This window comes from Ruminococcus sp. AF31-8BH (assembly GCF_003460605.1).
Classification (GTDB): Bacteria; Bacillota; Clostridia; order Lachnospirales; family Lachnospiraceae; genus Blautia_A; species Blautia_A acetigignens.
Map to the genome: position 1 here is coordinate 1 of NZ_QTVN01000009.1, position 14,767 is coordinate 14,767.

The following is a 14,767-nucleotide window of genomic DNA, read 5'->3' on the forward strand; positions in this document are numbered from 1 at the left end:
CCGCCGATCCTGCCGTATTCGGCGGTCAGCTTCCCAACAGCGGCAAGCAGCTCGTCGTTGACGGGGGAAACGGTTATGATGGGGCGTATGGCTGCCCCGGTTATGGCTTGGCGGATAAACTCGGCTTGGCTCATGTTGCAGGCAGAAAGCCTTTCCGCAAACTCGGCGTATTCTTCCTCGGTCATGCGTGTCTTGACTACCCGGCTGCGGTGCGGTGTGTTATATCGTTTTCGCATGGTAAAAACCTCCTTTCGGCTGCCGCATGGCTGCGGCGGGATAAGCGGCGTAAGCCGCATAAGCAGGGTTTGGGGAAGGCACTCCCCAACAAGATTCCCGCAGGGGCAAAATGAGCGAAAAGCGAATTTTGGTACTGCGGTAGAATCTTGCTCTAAGAAACTGCCGGCCTGCCGTTCACTTGCTACTGCCACTTTTTCAGAAAATCTATAACCAGCTTTTTTTATAAAAGGCTGCGGGCTGGCGTTTTTCCCTTACTCCCTACAAACCACAAAAGAGCAGAATGGACGGACTTTCCGGCAAGAACTTTTCCGGCGGCTCGGTCTTTCCCGACAATAAGGCGTTTCGGAAGCTGCGTTTTGCCCGCTGTCTGAAAAAAATGGCAGCCTTTTTTGGTTTCACTGTCTAATACGGAACTTTTGGAAATTTGCCAAAAATGGACGCAAAAAAAGCAGCAAATCTTTTTCGGATTTACTGCTTCATGTGCCGCTGCGGTGCGGCGGGATGGATATTCAGTTGAAATAAAAGAGGATGGTGGTACTTTAGTCTATCGACTCTTTACTAACTATTAGGTAATCTTGAAAGATTTTCCTTGAATTTATCTAAAGAATGTTCATTGTTTCCCGCAAAAATAAGTGGAATTGTATATTCATATGATATGCCATTTTCATAGTCCGATAATTGTATTTTTATAGTATCATCCCTCTCATCTTTAGGTGCTATATATATGAATGAATTTTTATTTATATCAGATATTTTCCCTTTTTCAGAAGAAACAGTATAACCCCAGTCTGTTAAATTTGTCTTTATTGTAACTTCTGTTTCTGTTTCTTTTCTAGTCTGCAATGCTGTTTTATCGATTTGGATATCAAAAGGAGTCGAACCTAACAATTCACTGTTTATATTTACAAGTTCTTCTCCATTTGTTTTAGAAATATTAGATTCATCTTCATAATTTTGTTGAGATTCATCTTTTGGTGTTTCTCTGTTACATCCTAATAAAAAGCATAAAATAATTAGTACTAATACAGAAAGTTGTTTTTTTTGCATTTATTTCTCCTTTCATATTATCAAAGAAAGCACTGAGAGTACTTTCAAGAAATTTTGAAATATTCTCAATGCTTTCTATTTTTTGATCATAAACTTGCCGGTAATGATACTATGTTAATTTATCTCTTTCGCGTAACCTTTGTTGCAATATACACATGCACCATTCACCCATTTGTGAGACATTTCAATCGTCTCAACTTCATAAATGCTTACTTCTCCACAAATTAAACATTGTTTGTAATTATATACATGACGTGTCGCACATTTATCCCCGTCATCATATATACCAGGCATTTCATCTTCATATCCATAGTACTGGGGAGAACCCCAACTATGAGTATGAGCGGCAAATACAGTCATTGGAGCAGCTACAATTCCAGCTACTACTGAAAGTGCTAAAATAGATTTTCTTAAATTCATAAGTTCCTCCCTTTCCTTAAAAATACATAGCTCTTTGTTACATTGTCATTTTAACATAATAATTGGTAAAATGCAATAATTTATTTTCTATTTACGAGAAAATACTGTGCATATTATCTTATTTAGGAATAGTTAAGGCGGCTACCTAAATCTTTTTATTACTTTACCGCACATGAGCATTTGCACCTGGGTTGTCATTTCCGTAGCCCTCCAAGAGGTTGATAACGCCCCAAATGCCAAGACCTGCTCCGAGAGCGATAACGAGTGTCTGTAAAACGCCTACTGCGCTGTTGAAAAATGCCATAATATAACTCCTTTCTGCCGCTGTGCGGCTGCCCGAAAAAGGGCATAAAAAACGGCGGTCAGTTTTCGATAACTGCCGCGGTCATAAGTCCCCGCGCTGCGTTTGTTGCTGCGGCGCGGCGGTATTCAGTTGTAAGGGTGCGGCTTCCTGCCGCGATACGCGCAAGGAGTAGGGGCGCGTACCATGTAGCCCGTGTTTATTATTTTTACTTTAAGCTCCCTCCTTTTCAAAAAGTGGTGTGTAGACAGGCATAATGCCGTACTGCCGTTCCCGGACAGCTTCGATATACTTGATATAGGAAATACCTGCCTGTCTTGTCCTGCGTTCCTGTTCCCGCTGCATTTCCTCGGCTGCTTCCACAAGCCCGCTGATAGCTCGGATTAGCTGCTGTTTTGCCTTTTTCTTTCTGATACGCTTATTCATTCTGTATCCTCCTGCAAATCTGCTTCGTCAACTTCGTAATAGTCAAATACCTCGTCCGGCTTTACGATTGCAGGACGGCGGCGCAAGTGCTTTTCCATGTCAAAGGCATTTTTCTTGTCAAAGTCGGAAAGGTACTTGTACTTCGGGTGTTTGGTAATATCATATTTTTCGGAGAAGAACGGGCGCACCCCGCGTAGCTGCAAGATACATTTCCCGCCATCCATGACCGCAATTTCATCTTCGCTCATAAGCTGCTTGCCTAACTTCTGATAGTTCAGCCCGTGGGAAAGCTCCCGTCCTCTTGTTTCGGAAGTATTGAAGCTGTCAATCGTTTCTTTCCCCAAGATTTCCGACATTTCTTTAAGGGTCGTTTTCTCCTTTCCGCCCAAGAACAGGGTCGTATCGCAGTTGCCGACAATGGTATCGGCGTTGTCCTTGTAGATAGCCTTTAGCTGCGACTGGCTCTGCAAGATGATGGACGCGGAGATTTCACGGCTTCGGATAGTGGCAATGAGCTTTTCAAACTTCGGTATCTGCCCGATATTTGCAAACTCGTCAAGCAGACAGCGCACATGAACAGGCAGCCGCCCGCCGTACACATCATCTGCCTTGTCACAAAGCAGATTGAAAAGCTGTGTGTAAAGGATTGATACAACAAAGTTAAAGGTGTCGTCGGTGTCGGAGATAATAACAAAAAGCGCGGTCTTTCGGTCACCCAAGGTGTCAAGCTCCATTTCGTCGGTTTCCATCAGCTCGCGCAGCTCCCGAATGTCAAAGGGTGCAAGCCGCGCACCGCAGGAAATGAGGATAGAGCTTCTTGTTTTTCCGGCAGACAGCAAAAACTTCTTGTACTGGCGCACCGCAAAATGTTCCGGGTCTTTTTCTTCCAAGCGTTCAAACATGAGGTCAACGGGGGATTGAAATTCCGGGTCGTCCTCGCGGGCTTCCGACGCATTTATCATTTCAAGCAGCGTCGTAAAGTTTTTCTCATTCTCCGGGGCTTCGTACCAGATGTAGCCGATAAGGGCGCAGTAAAAAAGCCGTTCCGACTTCACCCAAAAATCCTCGCCGGATTTTTCCCCGTCGCCTTTGGTGTTGGCGATAATGGTATTTACCAGTTTCAAAATATCCTTTTCGCTGCGGAGATAGGCAAAGGGATTGTACCGCATGGATTTCTTGAAATTGATGGTGTTTAGCACCTTGATTTTGTACCCGCCCCGCTGCAAGAGCTTCCCGCACTCGATTAAAACCGTTCCTTTCGGGTCGGTTACAACATAGCTGCTGTGCATTTGCATTAAGTTGGGCTTTACAAAAAACCTCGTCTTGCCGCTGCCGGAGCCGCCGATTACAAGTACGTTTTTGTTTCGTGCATATTTCGGGTGCTTCGGGCGGCTACTCATCATCAGCCTTTCGGTCTGCGTCAGCAGCACGTTATTTTCAAACATGGGGTCGATATATGGCTTTATATCCTCGGTATTGCCCCATGAAGCGTTTTGTCAAGTGCTTTTTTGAGTTATTGACGCAAATTATCGTGAAAGTGCGAAAGTGCAAAGTGCAAAGGGTCTGCGTTTTGCACTTTCAGCTTGCGGGTTCGGGTGGCTGCTTCTTCTTGATGAAGTTGTACCATTGACCGCCGACACGCCTTGCGCCTAAAATGCCGCCCATGCCGCGCTTGGCGTTCTGCACCGTCCTCTCGGATATTCCGGCTTCGGCTGCGGCCTTTACAATGTCCTCGCTGGCAAGCTCTTTCCCGTCTGCCAACAGGTCAAGTATCAGCCGTTCCGCCTGCTCGGTCTTGGTGGCGTTGTTGCCGCCCGCGCCGGACAGCAGCTCGTCGGCGGTAATATCATACTCGCCTATCCACGAAAAGCCTGTTTCCGGGTCAAGGCAAAAGGCAACGGGCTTTCCCTCCGGCGCAAGGGAAGATTTGTCGTGAATGATGACGCGCACATTCGGTTCTCGCTTCACGCGCCCGATCAGCAGGACGCTCCTTGCTGCGGCGCGGAAGTCGATAGAACCTAATCCTCGGTACGCGCTCTGCCCTCCGGCAGCTTTGTTGAGATGTCCGATAAGGATAACGGCGCACCCGGTACGCTCGGCAACATCGGCAAGGCGGCGGAACATGGGGCGCACTTCGTTTGCCCGGTTCATGTCGGTTTTTTCGCCCATGTACGCCTGTATGGGATCAAGGATAATCAGCCGCGCCCCGTTCTGCGTGATTGCCTTTTCTATGCGCTCATCGGAGAGGGTAAGCTCCCGCTTGGCTTCATCAATCACAAGCACGCGGTCAAGGTCGGCTTCGGCTTCCATCAAGCGGGGCTTGACGGTATCGCCCAAACCGTCCTCGGCGGTCTGGTAAATTACTTGGAATGGCGGCAAGGGCTTCATTCCCGGCAGCGTTCCCCCGGTGGTGCAGGCGGCGGCAAGGCGTAGGGCAAAGGTGGTCTTTCCCTCGCCGGGGTTGCCCTGTACTATGGTTACTTTCCCAAAGGGGATATACGGCTCCCATAGCCATTCAACGGTCTGTGTGTCAACCTCGCTCATGCGGATAATCTCAACGGTTTCTTCCTGCGGCGGCTCTTTCAGTCCATAGACCGCTTCGCGGAGATACTTCCCGTCTGTGATTTCTCCCCTGCGCGTCTGTACCTCATTCCAGTCTTTGAAAAGAGGGATAAGGCGGTGGACGGTCAAGCCCTCCGGCATAAGCTCCACAAGGCGGCTGCAAGCGTCGTTTCCGGCTTGGTCGCTGTCAAGGCAGAGGTAAACGGTCTTGATGTTCGGACGGTCAGAGAGGAAACGCAGCAGGGCTTTTTCTCCCACGCCGCCTAACGCCAGATAGCTTTGCCTCTGCCAGTCCTTTTTGAACAGACAGAGGAAAGATAAGAGGTCTATCGGGGCTTCAAAAACAAACAATCTTTCGCCCTCGCCCCGGTAGCAGAAGTTAAAGGCTTTGTCGCTGCCTTTCACATCAAGCCGGAAGTTTCCCGCCGTTCCCTTGCTGTGGGCGTAGCGCGGTATTCCGTCCTCGTCCCGCCCTATGAATACGGCGTTGTGGTGGGCGGCTTCCTCGTAAATATCCCCGGTGGCAAAGAAAAAGCCCGTCACATCTTCGTCAATGCGGCGGGCGGCTGTGAGGTAGTTCCTCGCTATGCGGTTGTCGGTGCTGCGGGGTGGTAGTCGGAAGTCAGAGAGGGGCGCGGGGCTTGGTCTGTCCGGCGGCGGGGCTGCGCCTTTTTCTCCTGTCAGCATTTCAACGGCTTCGGTAAAGCTCTTGCCGAAAAACTCCATGACAAAATCAATGGGGCCGCCGCCTTTGCTCTGGCTGTGCCTGTACCACTTGTTTCCCCGGATTGTCAGGCTGTCATGCCGCTTCCAGCGGTACTCCTGTCCGGCGCGGGTAAGCTGCTCGCCCAGTCCTTGCAGAAAAGAAACAAGGTCGGCTTGGTTGGCGCGGTCTATCTGTTCTTGGGTGTAATACATAAAAGTTCAACTCCTTTCAGCGGTCTATATCGTGCCGCTTGGTGCGGCTCTGCGTCTGCTCCGGCTGGTCGGCGCGGAGTGCAATATCCACGCATTTGCGGATTTTTTGAAGCTCGGCAACCTCGGCGCGGGTCTCTTTCAGCGTGTCATATTCCGCTTCCCTCTGTGTTTTGAGGTCAGCATATTCCTGTTCCCATTCCGCAATAGGCAAGGTCTTTGTTCCTTTAGGCAGATTTGCATGGAGATAGCGGCTTGCTGCGTTCCATAGGGTCAGCTCGGCGCGGTGGGCTTCCTCGTACTTGTCGCGCTTGTTTGTCCAGCCGTTTTGCAGCTTTTTCAGCTCATCGTGAATGGGCTTGTACTCTGTATAGTTCTTCCCGTATTCAATTAGCTTTTGCAGCTTCTTCATGCGTTCCTCGGTGGTTTTCATTCCCTCCCGGATTGAATAGGCTTTATCACTGACAGAGGAAAGAGAAGCGTCCAGCTCATCAAGATTAGAGATACCATGCTCGGAAAGATAGTTGACCGCTGCCGCTATGGTTTTCAGTTCATCGGCTGTGTGCTGTTGTTGCCATCGCTGCGAATACTTCCGGCTCTTTTCTCTCTGAACGCTCAAATACTTCATCAACAGATTTGCAAGGTTGGGAGATTGCGGCGGCTGCTTCGGGGCGGTTTCCCGCGCTTTGAACAGGTCGGCAATCCACTCTTTGAGCTTCCCAATCTGCGCCCGGATTTCCCGGATAAGGCGGTTTGCCTTTTGAATACTGCGGTTCAGTTCGCCTTTCTCGGTGGCGATACCTTTCTTCTCCATCTGGCAAGCCGCCACGCCCATATGGACGGTCGGTATTTCGTCAATGCCGCGCTCGGCGTTACTGCGGTGGTCGATACGCTCCGGGCTTCCGGCACGCTCAAGATAGTCGTTTGAAATATCAGCCCATGCCTTGCGCCAAACAAGCGCATTCTCTTGGCTGTTCCAGCCTGTGAGGTCAACCTTGTGGGTTTTGTATCTTCCGCTTGGCAAGCGGATACGCTCGCCGTTTTCGTCAAGGTCATATTCCTTTTTGGATTTCGCCGCCCATGCTCCGCGCTCGTCAAGGGGGCGCATGGTAAGCATAATATGACAATGGGGGTTGCCGCTGTTGGTGTCGTGAATGGCATAATCAACGCACATTCCTCTGGAAACAAATTGAGAGGAACAGTATTCCCGGACAAGCCGGATCTGTTCCTCTCTGGATAATTCTATGGGGAGCGCCGCGTCAATCTCTCTGGCAAGCTGGGCGTTCCCGGCTTTCTCGTAAAGCTCCACGCTGTTCCACAAGGTTGAGCGGTCAGAGAAAGAGGGCGGGGCATGGGGCGGCAGCATGATCTCTGTATGGACAACGCCGCCTTTGCGGGTGTAGTCATGGGTCATTCCGTCCCATTCGTTTGTCAGCTTTTCACCGCTTCGGTAGGCGGCTGCGGCAATGGCTGATTTGCCTTTTCCTCGGCTCACAATGCCGATGTTCCAATGGTAAATGGCTATGGGTATCACCTCCCGGATAGGATAATAAAGCCCTCAAAAATGGTACAGACGCCAACGGCGGGTGTACTGTTTTTGCGGGTGTGCAGGGATAGCCGCAAAGCGGCGCAAGGGGTGCAGCCCCTTGTTGCGGCAAAGCCGCCATATCGGAGCGCGGGGAACTCTCCCTGTGCGGAGATAAGCCCTCGGCAGAGCGCACACGCCCGCAAGGGTGTATAAGTGCGCCCTTAGTTCCTAAGGGATTTATTCGGCGTTCCCGCTTTCGGCTCGTTTTTTCAGATATTCCCGTGCTGGTTCACTCGTCAGTGCAAGCCGGAGAAGCGCGGCAGCTTCCTCGTCGGTCATGGTCTTTGCTTCCGGCACAATGCTTTCAAAGACTGCGCCCCGGACGATAAGGCGGTGGCTGCGTGTTCTGCGTTCCTCTTTGGATAGCTTTTGACGCAACACCTTTTCCCGATTTTCAAACTGCCGGATTTTCTTCTTTCCGTCCTCAATCTCGGCTTGCAGCTCCTCGCGGGTTTTCTCTCTCGGTTTCGTCATGGTTGGTCGCTCCTTTCTGCCTGTCGGCATAGAAAAAGGACAGTCGATTTTCTCGGCTGTCCCTTGTAGGTGGTTTATTTAGTTTTACTCTATCATTTTCAAGTAAATAAAATAGCTTGCAGTTCCTCCATAACCGTTTTGGGTATTCCAGTCGGCTATTATTTCATAGATATACCCGCCCGGTTTAAGAGTGAGGACATTTCCAGTCATAGTTACATCTTCGCTGTTTGTAGTAGGTTTCCCCCAATATTCATCACTCCAACATTTTACACTTAAAATAGTATCGGGTTCTTCTGTAAAACTTAGTGTAGCTGTTGCTTCTGGTGTTTCATACGGCGGGGATAATAATTCTTCACAATCTAAAGGGTGTGCGCTATCGGTAGTTGTACTTATAGAATTTCCATCAACATCTTTTTTCTGCCACGAATAAGCACCTAATAATGCACTGACATAGGTGTTATCACTTACTAAACCTAAAGCAGGCGGCTCTTCCAAAATCACATTGGCAGTTCCAGAATTTAATAATTCATTGGCATAGCTATTAAGTGCTTGGCATGGCTCATACTTTGTTTTATAGCCTACACCATCAATTATAAGAAATGGGTTATATGCCGTAATCTCTGTCTGTGTGCCGTCGGTCATAATCAGGGTAAAAGTAACGCCTTGCCCTACATATTCTGTGTAAGAATTATCTTGATTATAGATAACTACATCATTCAAATAGCCTACTAACTCTGAAATATCCTCAATTTCAACTGTTTTGTCTGGCGGCGTTAATTGCACTTTGGCTGACGCTATTTGTGCTGCGTCCAGATTTTTATATGGTTTTTTCCCCATTGTAAACAGAAAGACCATTACCACAATGCACAATAAGACCATGCACACCATTGTGATTATTAACCATTTCTTTTTCATAACAGAAGCCTCCTTTATCTTTCATTTTTCTGTTATTTATATAGACGCAAAAAAGAGGAAAAGGTTTCATTATTCATAAATATCATAGCACAAGAGTATGAACAAATCCATATCAATTCAGCCTGTCAGCGGCATTATTTTCTCTGGCATACCTTCGCGCTGCTTCCCGCCGTTTCTCGCTGTATGGGGCGGTCAGACGGAAAGAGAAACGCCCCTTTGCAATATCAAACTCCATGCAGCCCGTTTCGGGGTCTGCGTCGGTCTGGCGGCACTGGTCGGGGTGCTGTCCGGCGTAGGCGGCAAGCCGTTTCTTCAAGTCGGTGTTGTGGGTGCGGATATGGATAAGTGGGTCTTTCTCGTCAAACCAAATATCGGTGGTCTTTTCCTGCTTCGTCAGCCCTGTTCTCATAAACTCTCCTTTCTGCGCCCCTGTTACGCAATAGGGGCATTTTTCGGGTGTTTTTCCCGGCTCTTGACTTGGGGAAAATGAGGATTTTCAAATAGAAACCGCCCGGACAGGGAATGGTTCGTCAGGGCGGCTGTTATCGCAAGATTTCTGTTTTTTCCGGCTCTTGACCGTCAGACGCGGATAAACGCGAACTGTCGGCAAGCACCAGTTTGAGCAGCTTGTCGCGGAATGTTTCTGTGCTGCTGTGATTGAAAAATAACTCCGCAACAATGGTCTGCCCGTTCCTCTGGGTCGTGATGATATTGTCGGGGGTCTGTTCTGCCATAGGCGGCTCCTTTCTCCGGGCGCAAAAGAGGGATTTCCCGTAGTTCGGAAAATCCCTCTTGGTTGACGGTTATTCTGTTTTACTGTGCGGGCTGTGCGGCAGCTGCCTGTGCCTTTCTCCTTGCCCGGTATTCCCGCGCTTTCATGCGGTCATACTCCCGCTGCTTTTCAAGGTTTCGCGCCCGGTACTCCCTTGAATACTGCCGGTGATAGGCGCGGCTCTTTTCCTTTTTGGCTTCTTCGATTTCCTCCCGCATTTGCCGGATTTCCTGCTCGGTCGGTTCTGCAAGCTGTGTCACTTCATTCTCAAACTTGCCGATATAATTGAAATATATGCTGATGTGCTGGATTGCGTATCTCGCCCTTTTCTGGTCGCGCTCATGCACTTCAATCCGGCTGATAAACTCGTTGAGAATGGTGGGTGTAAGGTCGGTAAAGGCGGCATGGCGTTCCGTCAGCTTCAAAAACTTCTGCGCCCGTCCTCCCGCGTTCTCATAAGCGGATAGCTGCTCTTGGAGCGTGGCAAGCTCCGCTTTCAGCGCATAGTATTCTTCCGAATACTTCTGCGACATCTGCTCATAACGGTCTTGCGGGATCGTGCCGAGGGCGTTGTCCTCATAGAGCTTATTCAGCACCTTGTCAATCTGTTCAAGGCGCGTCATGATTTGCGGAATACGCTTCTGCTGCTTTTTGGTCTGGTCGGTCTGCTGCATGGCAAGGTTCTTTTTCACTAAGGCTTCAAACTCTGCCCGGTTGCTGATAGAATAGTCCTCGATTTTCTTCAGCACTTCCGCGATGGTCTGCATGAGCAAGTCCGCGTCCATGATGTGCGGAGAATGGCATTTGGGGTTCTTGGCTTTCCCCTTGTGGTACTCGCTGCAATAGGCAACATGGCGCTTGCCGCCGTTCCGGTAATCTATACGAATGTGCATTTTTGCGCCGCAGTCCTTACAGAAAAGCAAGCCGGACAGAGGGTGGATTTCCCCGTCCCCGTTGGGGCGTCTGACGGGTGCGTTTTCCAAAATCCGCTGTACGGTTTCAAAATCGCTGCGGCTGATAATCGGCTCATGCACATTTTCTGTGATGTGCCACTGGCTCCGGTCTACATAGTGGTTATGTTTATCCCGGAAATGCTTTGTAGTCTTGAAGTTGACTACATCGCCGCAATACTCCTGCCGTGTGAGGATATTGGTCAAGGTGGCTTTGTTCCACTTGCAGCGGTTATCCTCGTTGAGTGTCTTATTTTTACAGGTTCCCCGCCCGCGGTCTTTCATATAGAAAGTGGGGGTAGGGATTTGCTCGTTTTTCAGATGCACGGCGATTTGGTTGCGGTTCTTCCCACCGATAAACAGGCGGAAAATAAGGCGTACAACCTCGGCGGCTTCCTCGTCGATTATCCAAAAATCCTTGTTGTCCGGGTCTTTGACATAGCCGTAAGGGGCTTCGGTGACAATCGGCTTTCCACTCATGCCTTTGGTCTTAATGCCCGTTTTCACTTTCTTGCTGATGTCCTTTGCGTACCACTCCGACATGATATTGATAAAGGGCGCAAACTCCAATGTGTCGGGCTTCTCGCTGTCTATGCCGTTGTTGACCGCGATAAAGCGCACATTGTTCCGTCTGAATATCTCCATCGCGTTGCCGACTTGGAGATAGTCACGCCCCCAGCGGGTAAGGTCTTTCATAATGCAGACACCGATTTTCCCGTTTTCCACATCGTCCATCATGCGGGAGTAGGCGGAACGGTCAAAAAACCTGCCGCTTTCGTCATCGTCAATGTAGTGCCGGATATTGGTTAGGTGCTGCCCTCTGGCATAGTTCTCCAAAAAGATTTTTTGGTTCTGTATGCTGTTGCTCTCGCCGCCGTCCCTGTCCTCATCGCCCACGGAAAGGCGGGAGTAAAGGGCTGTAATTTTGCTATAATCAGTCATGTGCATAACCTCCTGTGCGTCCATGTATGTGTCATTTACACTTAAAATTATGCACTCCAACGTGCAGAGCCGTACTCCATGCCCTTACGGTATTTCTTTGCGTTCTTGCCTTTCACATAGACCGCAAGCCGGATAACGACAGCCCCGACAATGCCGATAAGCAAGTCCATAGGGGCAAAACTCGGCAGGGCATTTGAAAAGGCAGCGGAAAAGCCGCTGCCAATGGAAAGCAGCTTGCCGGAGAGGCCAGCCCCCGGCGAGAGCCGCACCGCCTGTCCGACTTTATCAAAGAGATACACAAAGAGCAGATAGGGGGCGTTTAGGATAAGCAACTTCTTGATATTCGGCTTCATAGCGATACCTCCCTGTCCTTGTGTTTTGTCTTTTGACGGTTCGCATTAAGCTGCTTTGCTGCGTCCCGGAATGTGGCAAGTGCCTTTCGGATAGAGGGCTTTTGCTCCTGTGTCAGCTTCTTTGCGGAAAACTCCTTAAAGGCTGCGGTCAGAGCGTCCGCGTCCCGCCCCTTGAAAAATACAAGATAACGGGGCGGCGTTTCGGTGCTGTCTTTCTTTAGGGCAAAGTCGATACCGTATTTTTTTGCCGTCTGCTCAAAGGCTTTGATATTGCCCTCAGTTATCTCAATGTTGGAAAGCCCCGCGTTCTGCTTCGCAAGCTGCTTTAGCGTCTGCTTCCCGTGGGGCTGTTTTTCCTGCTGCTTTTTTGCCTGTGCAAGCATGGCTTTGATTGCCTTTTGCAGCATTTCAGCGGTCAGCTTTGCTCCCTTGACCGAGAGCGCAACCACTTTTTCGTTGATTTCGTCCTGCAATGTTTACCGTCCTCCTTTCCTGGTAGTAATGATAGTGTTAGGGTGGTACGCCGCTTTTGGGCGTGAAAAAAGGGCGTCCGTTGTTCACGCCGCCCCGTTAAATCCGCACCCGCAGCCCGTTCAAGTCCTCGGCGCGAATACCTACAAGATACCAGTTGTCCCCGTACTCAATCCGGGTCGGCTTCCATTTGCCGCCTGTGAATACGTCCATGCACTCGCCGCAATGCAAGCCGCCGTAATAGTCGGCAATGTCAAAGCGAATGTCGTAGCGGTCAGCGGTTTCATCAAAAATCAAAGCTCCTGTTTTCTGTGCCATGTGGTAAATCCTCCTTTTTTCGTTTACAGGCTTTCGCCCTCGTTGTAGGTGTAATAGTCCAGGTCGCCGTACTTTGGCTTTCTCGGTGCAAGCGCGCCGCTTGCCATATCGTGAGCGACAAGGGAAGTATAGTAGCTGTCAATGGTAGACGGGGCATTGAAAAGCACCGCCTTTAGGTACTGCTTGATGTTGCGGATTTTCGTGGTGTTCTCCTGCATACAGTCAAGCACAAAGCGAATATGTTCGCTGTTCAGCTTCATAAACTTTGACTTCACAAGCTCGGCGGGGTAATCGTCCCCGGCAATACGGATTTTCTTTCTTGCCGTACAGACGGTTTCAAGCATGAGGTCAACAATTTCATTCAGACGGTCGCGGTCAAGGCTTCTGTCCTGTAAGAGAATGTCATAGGCGATATTGTCTTTGATAATTTCCTCATACACTCTGTAAGCGTCGTTCCTTTCCGTTCTTTTCCGTTCCGGCGGCTGTGCCGTTTCGTCCTCGCCATAAGGCAAGGGATTTAGGGAATGGATAGGAATGGAATGGGTACTTGATAAATCCGTATTTGATTTTTCTTTTTTTGGTAAGTTAGTTCTTTGTATATCTTTATTTAATTGCGTTGGATTTTCCGACGTCGGATTATCCGTTGTCGGATTTTCCAATATCGGGTTATCCGCTGTTGGATTTTCCAATACCGGGCAATCCAATTCCGGCGGCTGCGGCTGTTCGTAAATGGTGTACTCGATAGCGGTCATTTTGCCTTTCTCGTCGCGTCCCTGCCGCCTTGTGATATATCCGGCTTTTTCAAGCTCCCAAACGGCGGTACGGATAGCGTCGATACTTTCCCGGTTGATGTAGGACAGCCCCGAAAGGGTATAATCCCAATCCTCCGGCAGGGACAGCATTTGAGATAACAGCCCCTTTGCCTTTAAGGAAAGCTCCTTATTGCGTAAGTGGTGGTTGCTCATTACGGTGTAGCCTGTGTTGCGTTCCACACGGAAAACTGCCATAGCTTCATCACTCCTTTGCTTTAGATTTGTTGCGCAGTAGAACGCGGATTTTGAGGGGTAAGGTATCTTTTCCTTGCTTCCTCTGTTTTGCGTTCTGTAAGCCCGATAAATCAAGGCTTTTTTTGCCCCTACTGCGTAACATGAGGGCATAAAAATAGCGGCGTTCCTGTTCTCCCAGTGAGAGAGTGAGAAACGCCGCTGTGCGGGTCGCTATTTCATTTCTTCTGCTATCAGTTCTTGCATGACTTCTCCAAAGTCTGCCATGAAAGAAAAGATGAAGTATTCCAAAACGTCGGGGTCTGCGTCCATAGGCTCGGCTTCCTCTGAAAAAGGCAAGCCCATTAGCCCATAAAGCAGTTTGATGATTTTGAACAGCTTGCCCCGGTCGGTGGGGTTGTTCATGGTTACAAGTACGTTGGTAAGGCGGTTGATTGTTTCCATGTCGCCGCCTGTCGTTACCCATACCATTTCCGCGAACGGCTGCGTGATTGCCCCGGCGACAAGGTTTATCTTATCCTTGCCGATTTCGCCGGACGGAAGTATAATACCCTTAGTCAAAAGTTCGTTTTTCATGTCGTCCTCCTTATATTCTGTGGTGCTAAAATGGTGCCCGGTCTTACAAAAACACCTTATGCGGAGATATGACAAGAAAAATGAAGATATGCGGAAAACCTTGATTTTAAGCCATTTTCACATTGGTTTATAAACATTTGTGAGGACTTATAAAAGGTTTTGCGTCTATCAAATCAATAAAATATATCCAGTCACTTCTGGGACATGTTGATCCTCGCTCTACAGATGTTTACCTTCATGTGAGCAACAAGACACTTCTTGGAATCCGCAGCCCGTTCGACAACCCGGAAGGTGGTGAATCATGAGTAAGGATTGTACGATTCAGGATGTTTTTCATCGTTTTTATCCATCTTTCGAATCCACACACAGTATTTCTCCCGCTCAGCGAAAGTCCGCTTATCACATCATGAATTGCAAAACCGGTGCCTTTGGTGTGAATGTAAGCGTATGCGAGGATTGCGGCTGCATGTCAGTCCACTATAACTCCTGCCGTGAC

The 14,767-nt window shown here is 49.1% G+C and carries 16 protein-coding genes and 5 pseudogenes; 3 read left to right on the top strand and 18 right to left on the bottom strand.

Going from position 1 to position 14,767, the window contains the following annotated elements; genetic code table 11:
- Positions 1-236: pseudogene (locus DWZ38_RS11995) on the bottom strand (mobilization protein); the annotation flags it as partial.
- 281 nt (positions 237-517) lie between these two features.
- Here DWZ38_RS11995 and DWZ38_RS23130 point away from each other — a divergent pair.
- On the top strand, positions 518-643 hold the full coding sequence (locus tag DWZ38_RS23130) for a hypothetical protein (protein WP_007037420.1): 126 nt from the start codon (positions 518-520) through the stop codon (positions 641-643).
- A gap of 152 nt (positions 644-795) precedes the next feature.
- Here DWZ38_RS23130 and DWZ38_RS12005 read toward each other — a convergent pair whose 3' ends face one another.
- The 17 genes and pseudogenes from DWZ38_RS12005 to DWZ38_RS12085 all read right to left on the bottom strand — a co-directional run bounded on the left by DWZ38_RS12005 (position 796) and on the right by DWZ38_RS12085 (position 14,271).
- Positions 796-1,284, bottom strand: a complete 489-nt coding sequence (locus DWZ38_RS12005; protein WP_002569239.1) for a hypothetical protein — start codon at positions 1,282-1,284, stop codon at positions 796-798.
- A gap of 114 nt (positions 1,285-1,398) precedes the next feature.
- Complete coding sequence (locus DWZ38_RS12010; protein ID WP_117853050.1) at positions 1,399-1,704, bottom strand: desmoglein-4; 306 nt, start codon at positions 1,702-1,704, stop codon at positions 1,399-1,401.
- A gap of 175 nt (positions 1,705-1,879) precedes the next feature.
- Positions 1,880-2,008 (bottom strand): annotated as a pseudogene (locus tag DWZ38_RS12015) (Maff2 family protein); the annotation flags it as partial.
- A 210-nt stretch (positions 2,009-2,218) separates the two neighbouring features.
- Positions 2,219-2,431: a hypothetical protein gene (locus tag DWZ38_RS12020; protein ID WP_005928546.1), complete on the bottom strand. Its 213-nt coding sequence runs from the start codon at positions 2,429-2,431 to the stop codon at positions 2,219-2,221.
- A pseudogene (locus DWZ38_RS12025) lies at positions 2,428-3,924 on the bottom strand (type IV secretory system conjugative DNA transfer family protein); the annotation flags it as partial. The pseudogene DWZ38_RS12025 and the gene DWZ38_RS12020, both read right to left, overlap by 4 nt.
- A gap of 85 nt (positions 3,925-4,009) precedes the next feature.
- Positions 4,010-5,911, bottom strand: a complete 1,902-nt coding sequence (locus DWZ38_RS12030) for an AAA family ATPase (protein ID WP_117853052.1) — start codon at positions 5,909-5,911, stop codon at positions 4,010-4,012.
- Between the two features lie 16 nt (positions 5,912-5,927).
- Complete coding sequence (gene mobQ / locus DWZ38_RS12035) at positions 5,928-7,442, bottom strand: MobQ family relaxase (RefSeq protein ID WP_117853055.1); 1,515 nt, start codon at positions 7,440-7,442, stop codon at positions 5,928-5,930.
- Between the two features lie 231 nt (positions 7,443-7,673).
- A complete protein-coding gene (locus DWZ38_RS12040; protein WP_117853057.1) occupies positions 7,674-7,970 on the bottom strand; it encodes a DUF3847 domain-containing protein in 297 nt (98 codons plus the stop codon).
- An 84-nt stretch (positions 7,971-8,054) separates the two neighbouring features.
- Positions 8,055-8,885, bottom strand: coding sequence for a hypothetical protein (locus DWZ38_RS22790; protein ID WP_243000247.1), 831 nt, complete (start codon positions 8,883-8,885; stop codon positions 8,055-8,057).
- A 112-nt stretch (positions 8,886-8,997) separates the two neighbouring features.
- Positions 8,998-9,294 carry a hypothetical protein gene (locus DWZ38_RS12050; protein WP_117853060.1) on the bottom strand — a complete coding sequence of 99 codons (297 nt, stop codon included), beginning with the start codon at positions 9,292-9,294 and terminating at the stop codon, positions 8,998-9,000.
- A gap of 133 nt (positions 9,295-9,427) precedes the next feature.
- The gene (locus tag DWZ38_RS12055; RefSeq protein ID WP_021630152.1) at positions 9,428-9,619 is read right to left on the bottom strand and encodes a transposon-encoded TnpW family protein; all 192 of its coding nucleotides are present in this window, start codon (positions 9,617-9,619) and stop codon (positions 9,428-9,430) included.
- A 79-nt stretch (positions 9,620-9,698) separates the two neighbouring features.
- Positions 9,699-11,573, bottom strand: a complete 1,875-nt coding sequence (locus tag DWZ38_RS12060) for a recombinase family protein (RefSeq protein WP_117853063.1) — start codon at positions 11,571-11,573, stop codon at positions 9,699-9,701.
- Between the two features lie 32 nt (positions 11,574-11,605).
- A pseudogene (locus DWZ38_RS12065) lies at positions 11,606-11,902 on the bottom strand (type IV secretory system conjugative DNA transfer family protein); the annotation flags it as partial.
- Positions 11,899-12,375: a PcfB family protein gene (locus DWZ38_RS12070; protein WP_117853068.1), complete on the bottom strand. Its 477-nt coding sequence runs from the start codon at positions 12,373-12,375 to the stop codon at positions 11,899-11,901. The gene DWZ38_RS12070 and the pseudogene DWZ38_RS12065, both read right to left, overlap by 4 nt.
- Before the next feature lie 97 nt (positions 12,376-12,472).
- Positions 12,473-12,691 carry a DUF5348 domain-containing protein gene (locus DWZ38_RS12075; protein ID WP_005422968.1) on the bottom strand — a complete coding sequence of 73 codons (219 nt, stop codon included), beginning with the start codon at positions 12,689-12,691 and terminating at the stop codon, positions 12,473-12,475.
- Positions 12,692-12,714: 23 nt separating this feature from the next.
- Positions 12,715-13,698 (bottom strand): DUF6017 domain-containing protein, encoded by a 984-nt coding sequence (locus DWZ38_RS12080; RefSeq protein ID WP_044925032.1) that lies wholly within the window; start codon positions 13,696-13,698, stop codon positions 12,715-12,717.
- Between the two features lie 210 nt (positions 13,699-13,908).
- Complete coding sequence (locus tag DWZ38_RS12085) at positions 13,909-14,271, bottom strand: hypothetical protein (RefSeq protein ID WP_005422970.1); 363 nt, start codon at positions 14,269-14,271, stop codon at positions 13,909-13,911.
- A 176-nt stretch (positions 14,272-14,447) separates the two neighbouring features.
- Here DWZ38_RS12085 and DWZ38_RS22795 point away from each other — a divergent pair.
- Positions 14,448-14,576: pseudogene (locus tag DWZ38_RS22795) on the top strand (integrase); the annotation flags it as partial.
- Positions 14,573-14,767: transposase zinc-binding domain-containing protein (locus DWZ38_RS22800; RefSeq protein ID WP_243000248.1), on the top strand; the 195-nt coding region annotated here is incomplete at its 3' end. The pseudogene DWZ38_RS22795 and the gene DWZ38_RS22800, both read left to right, overlap by 4 nt.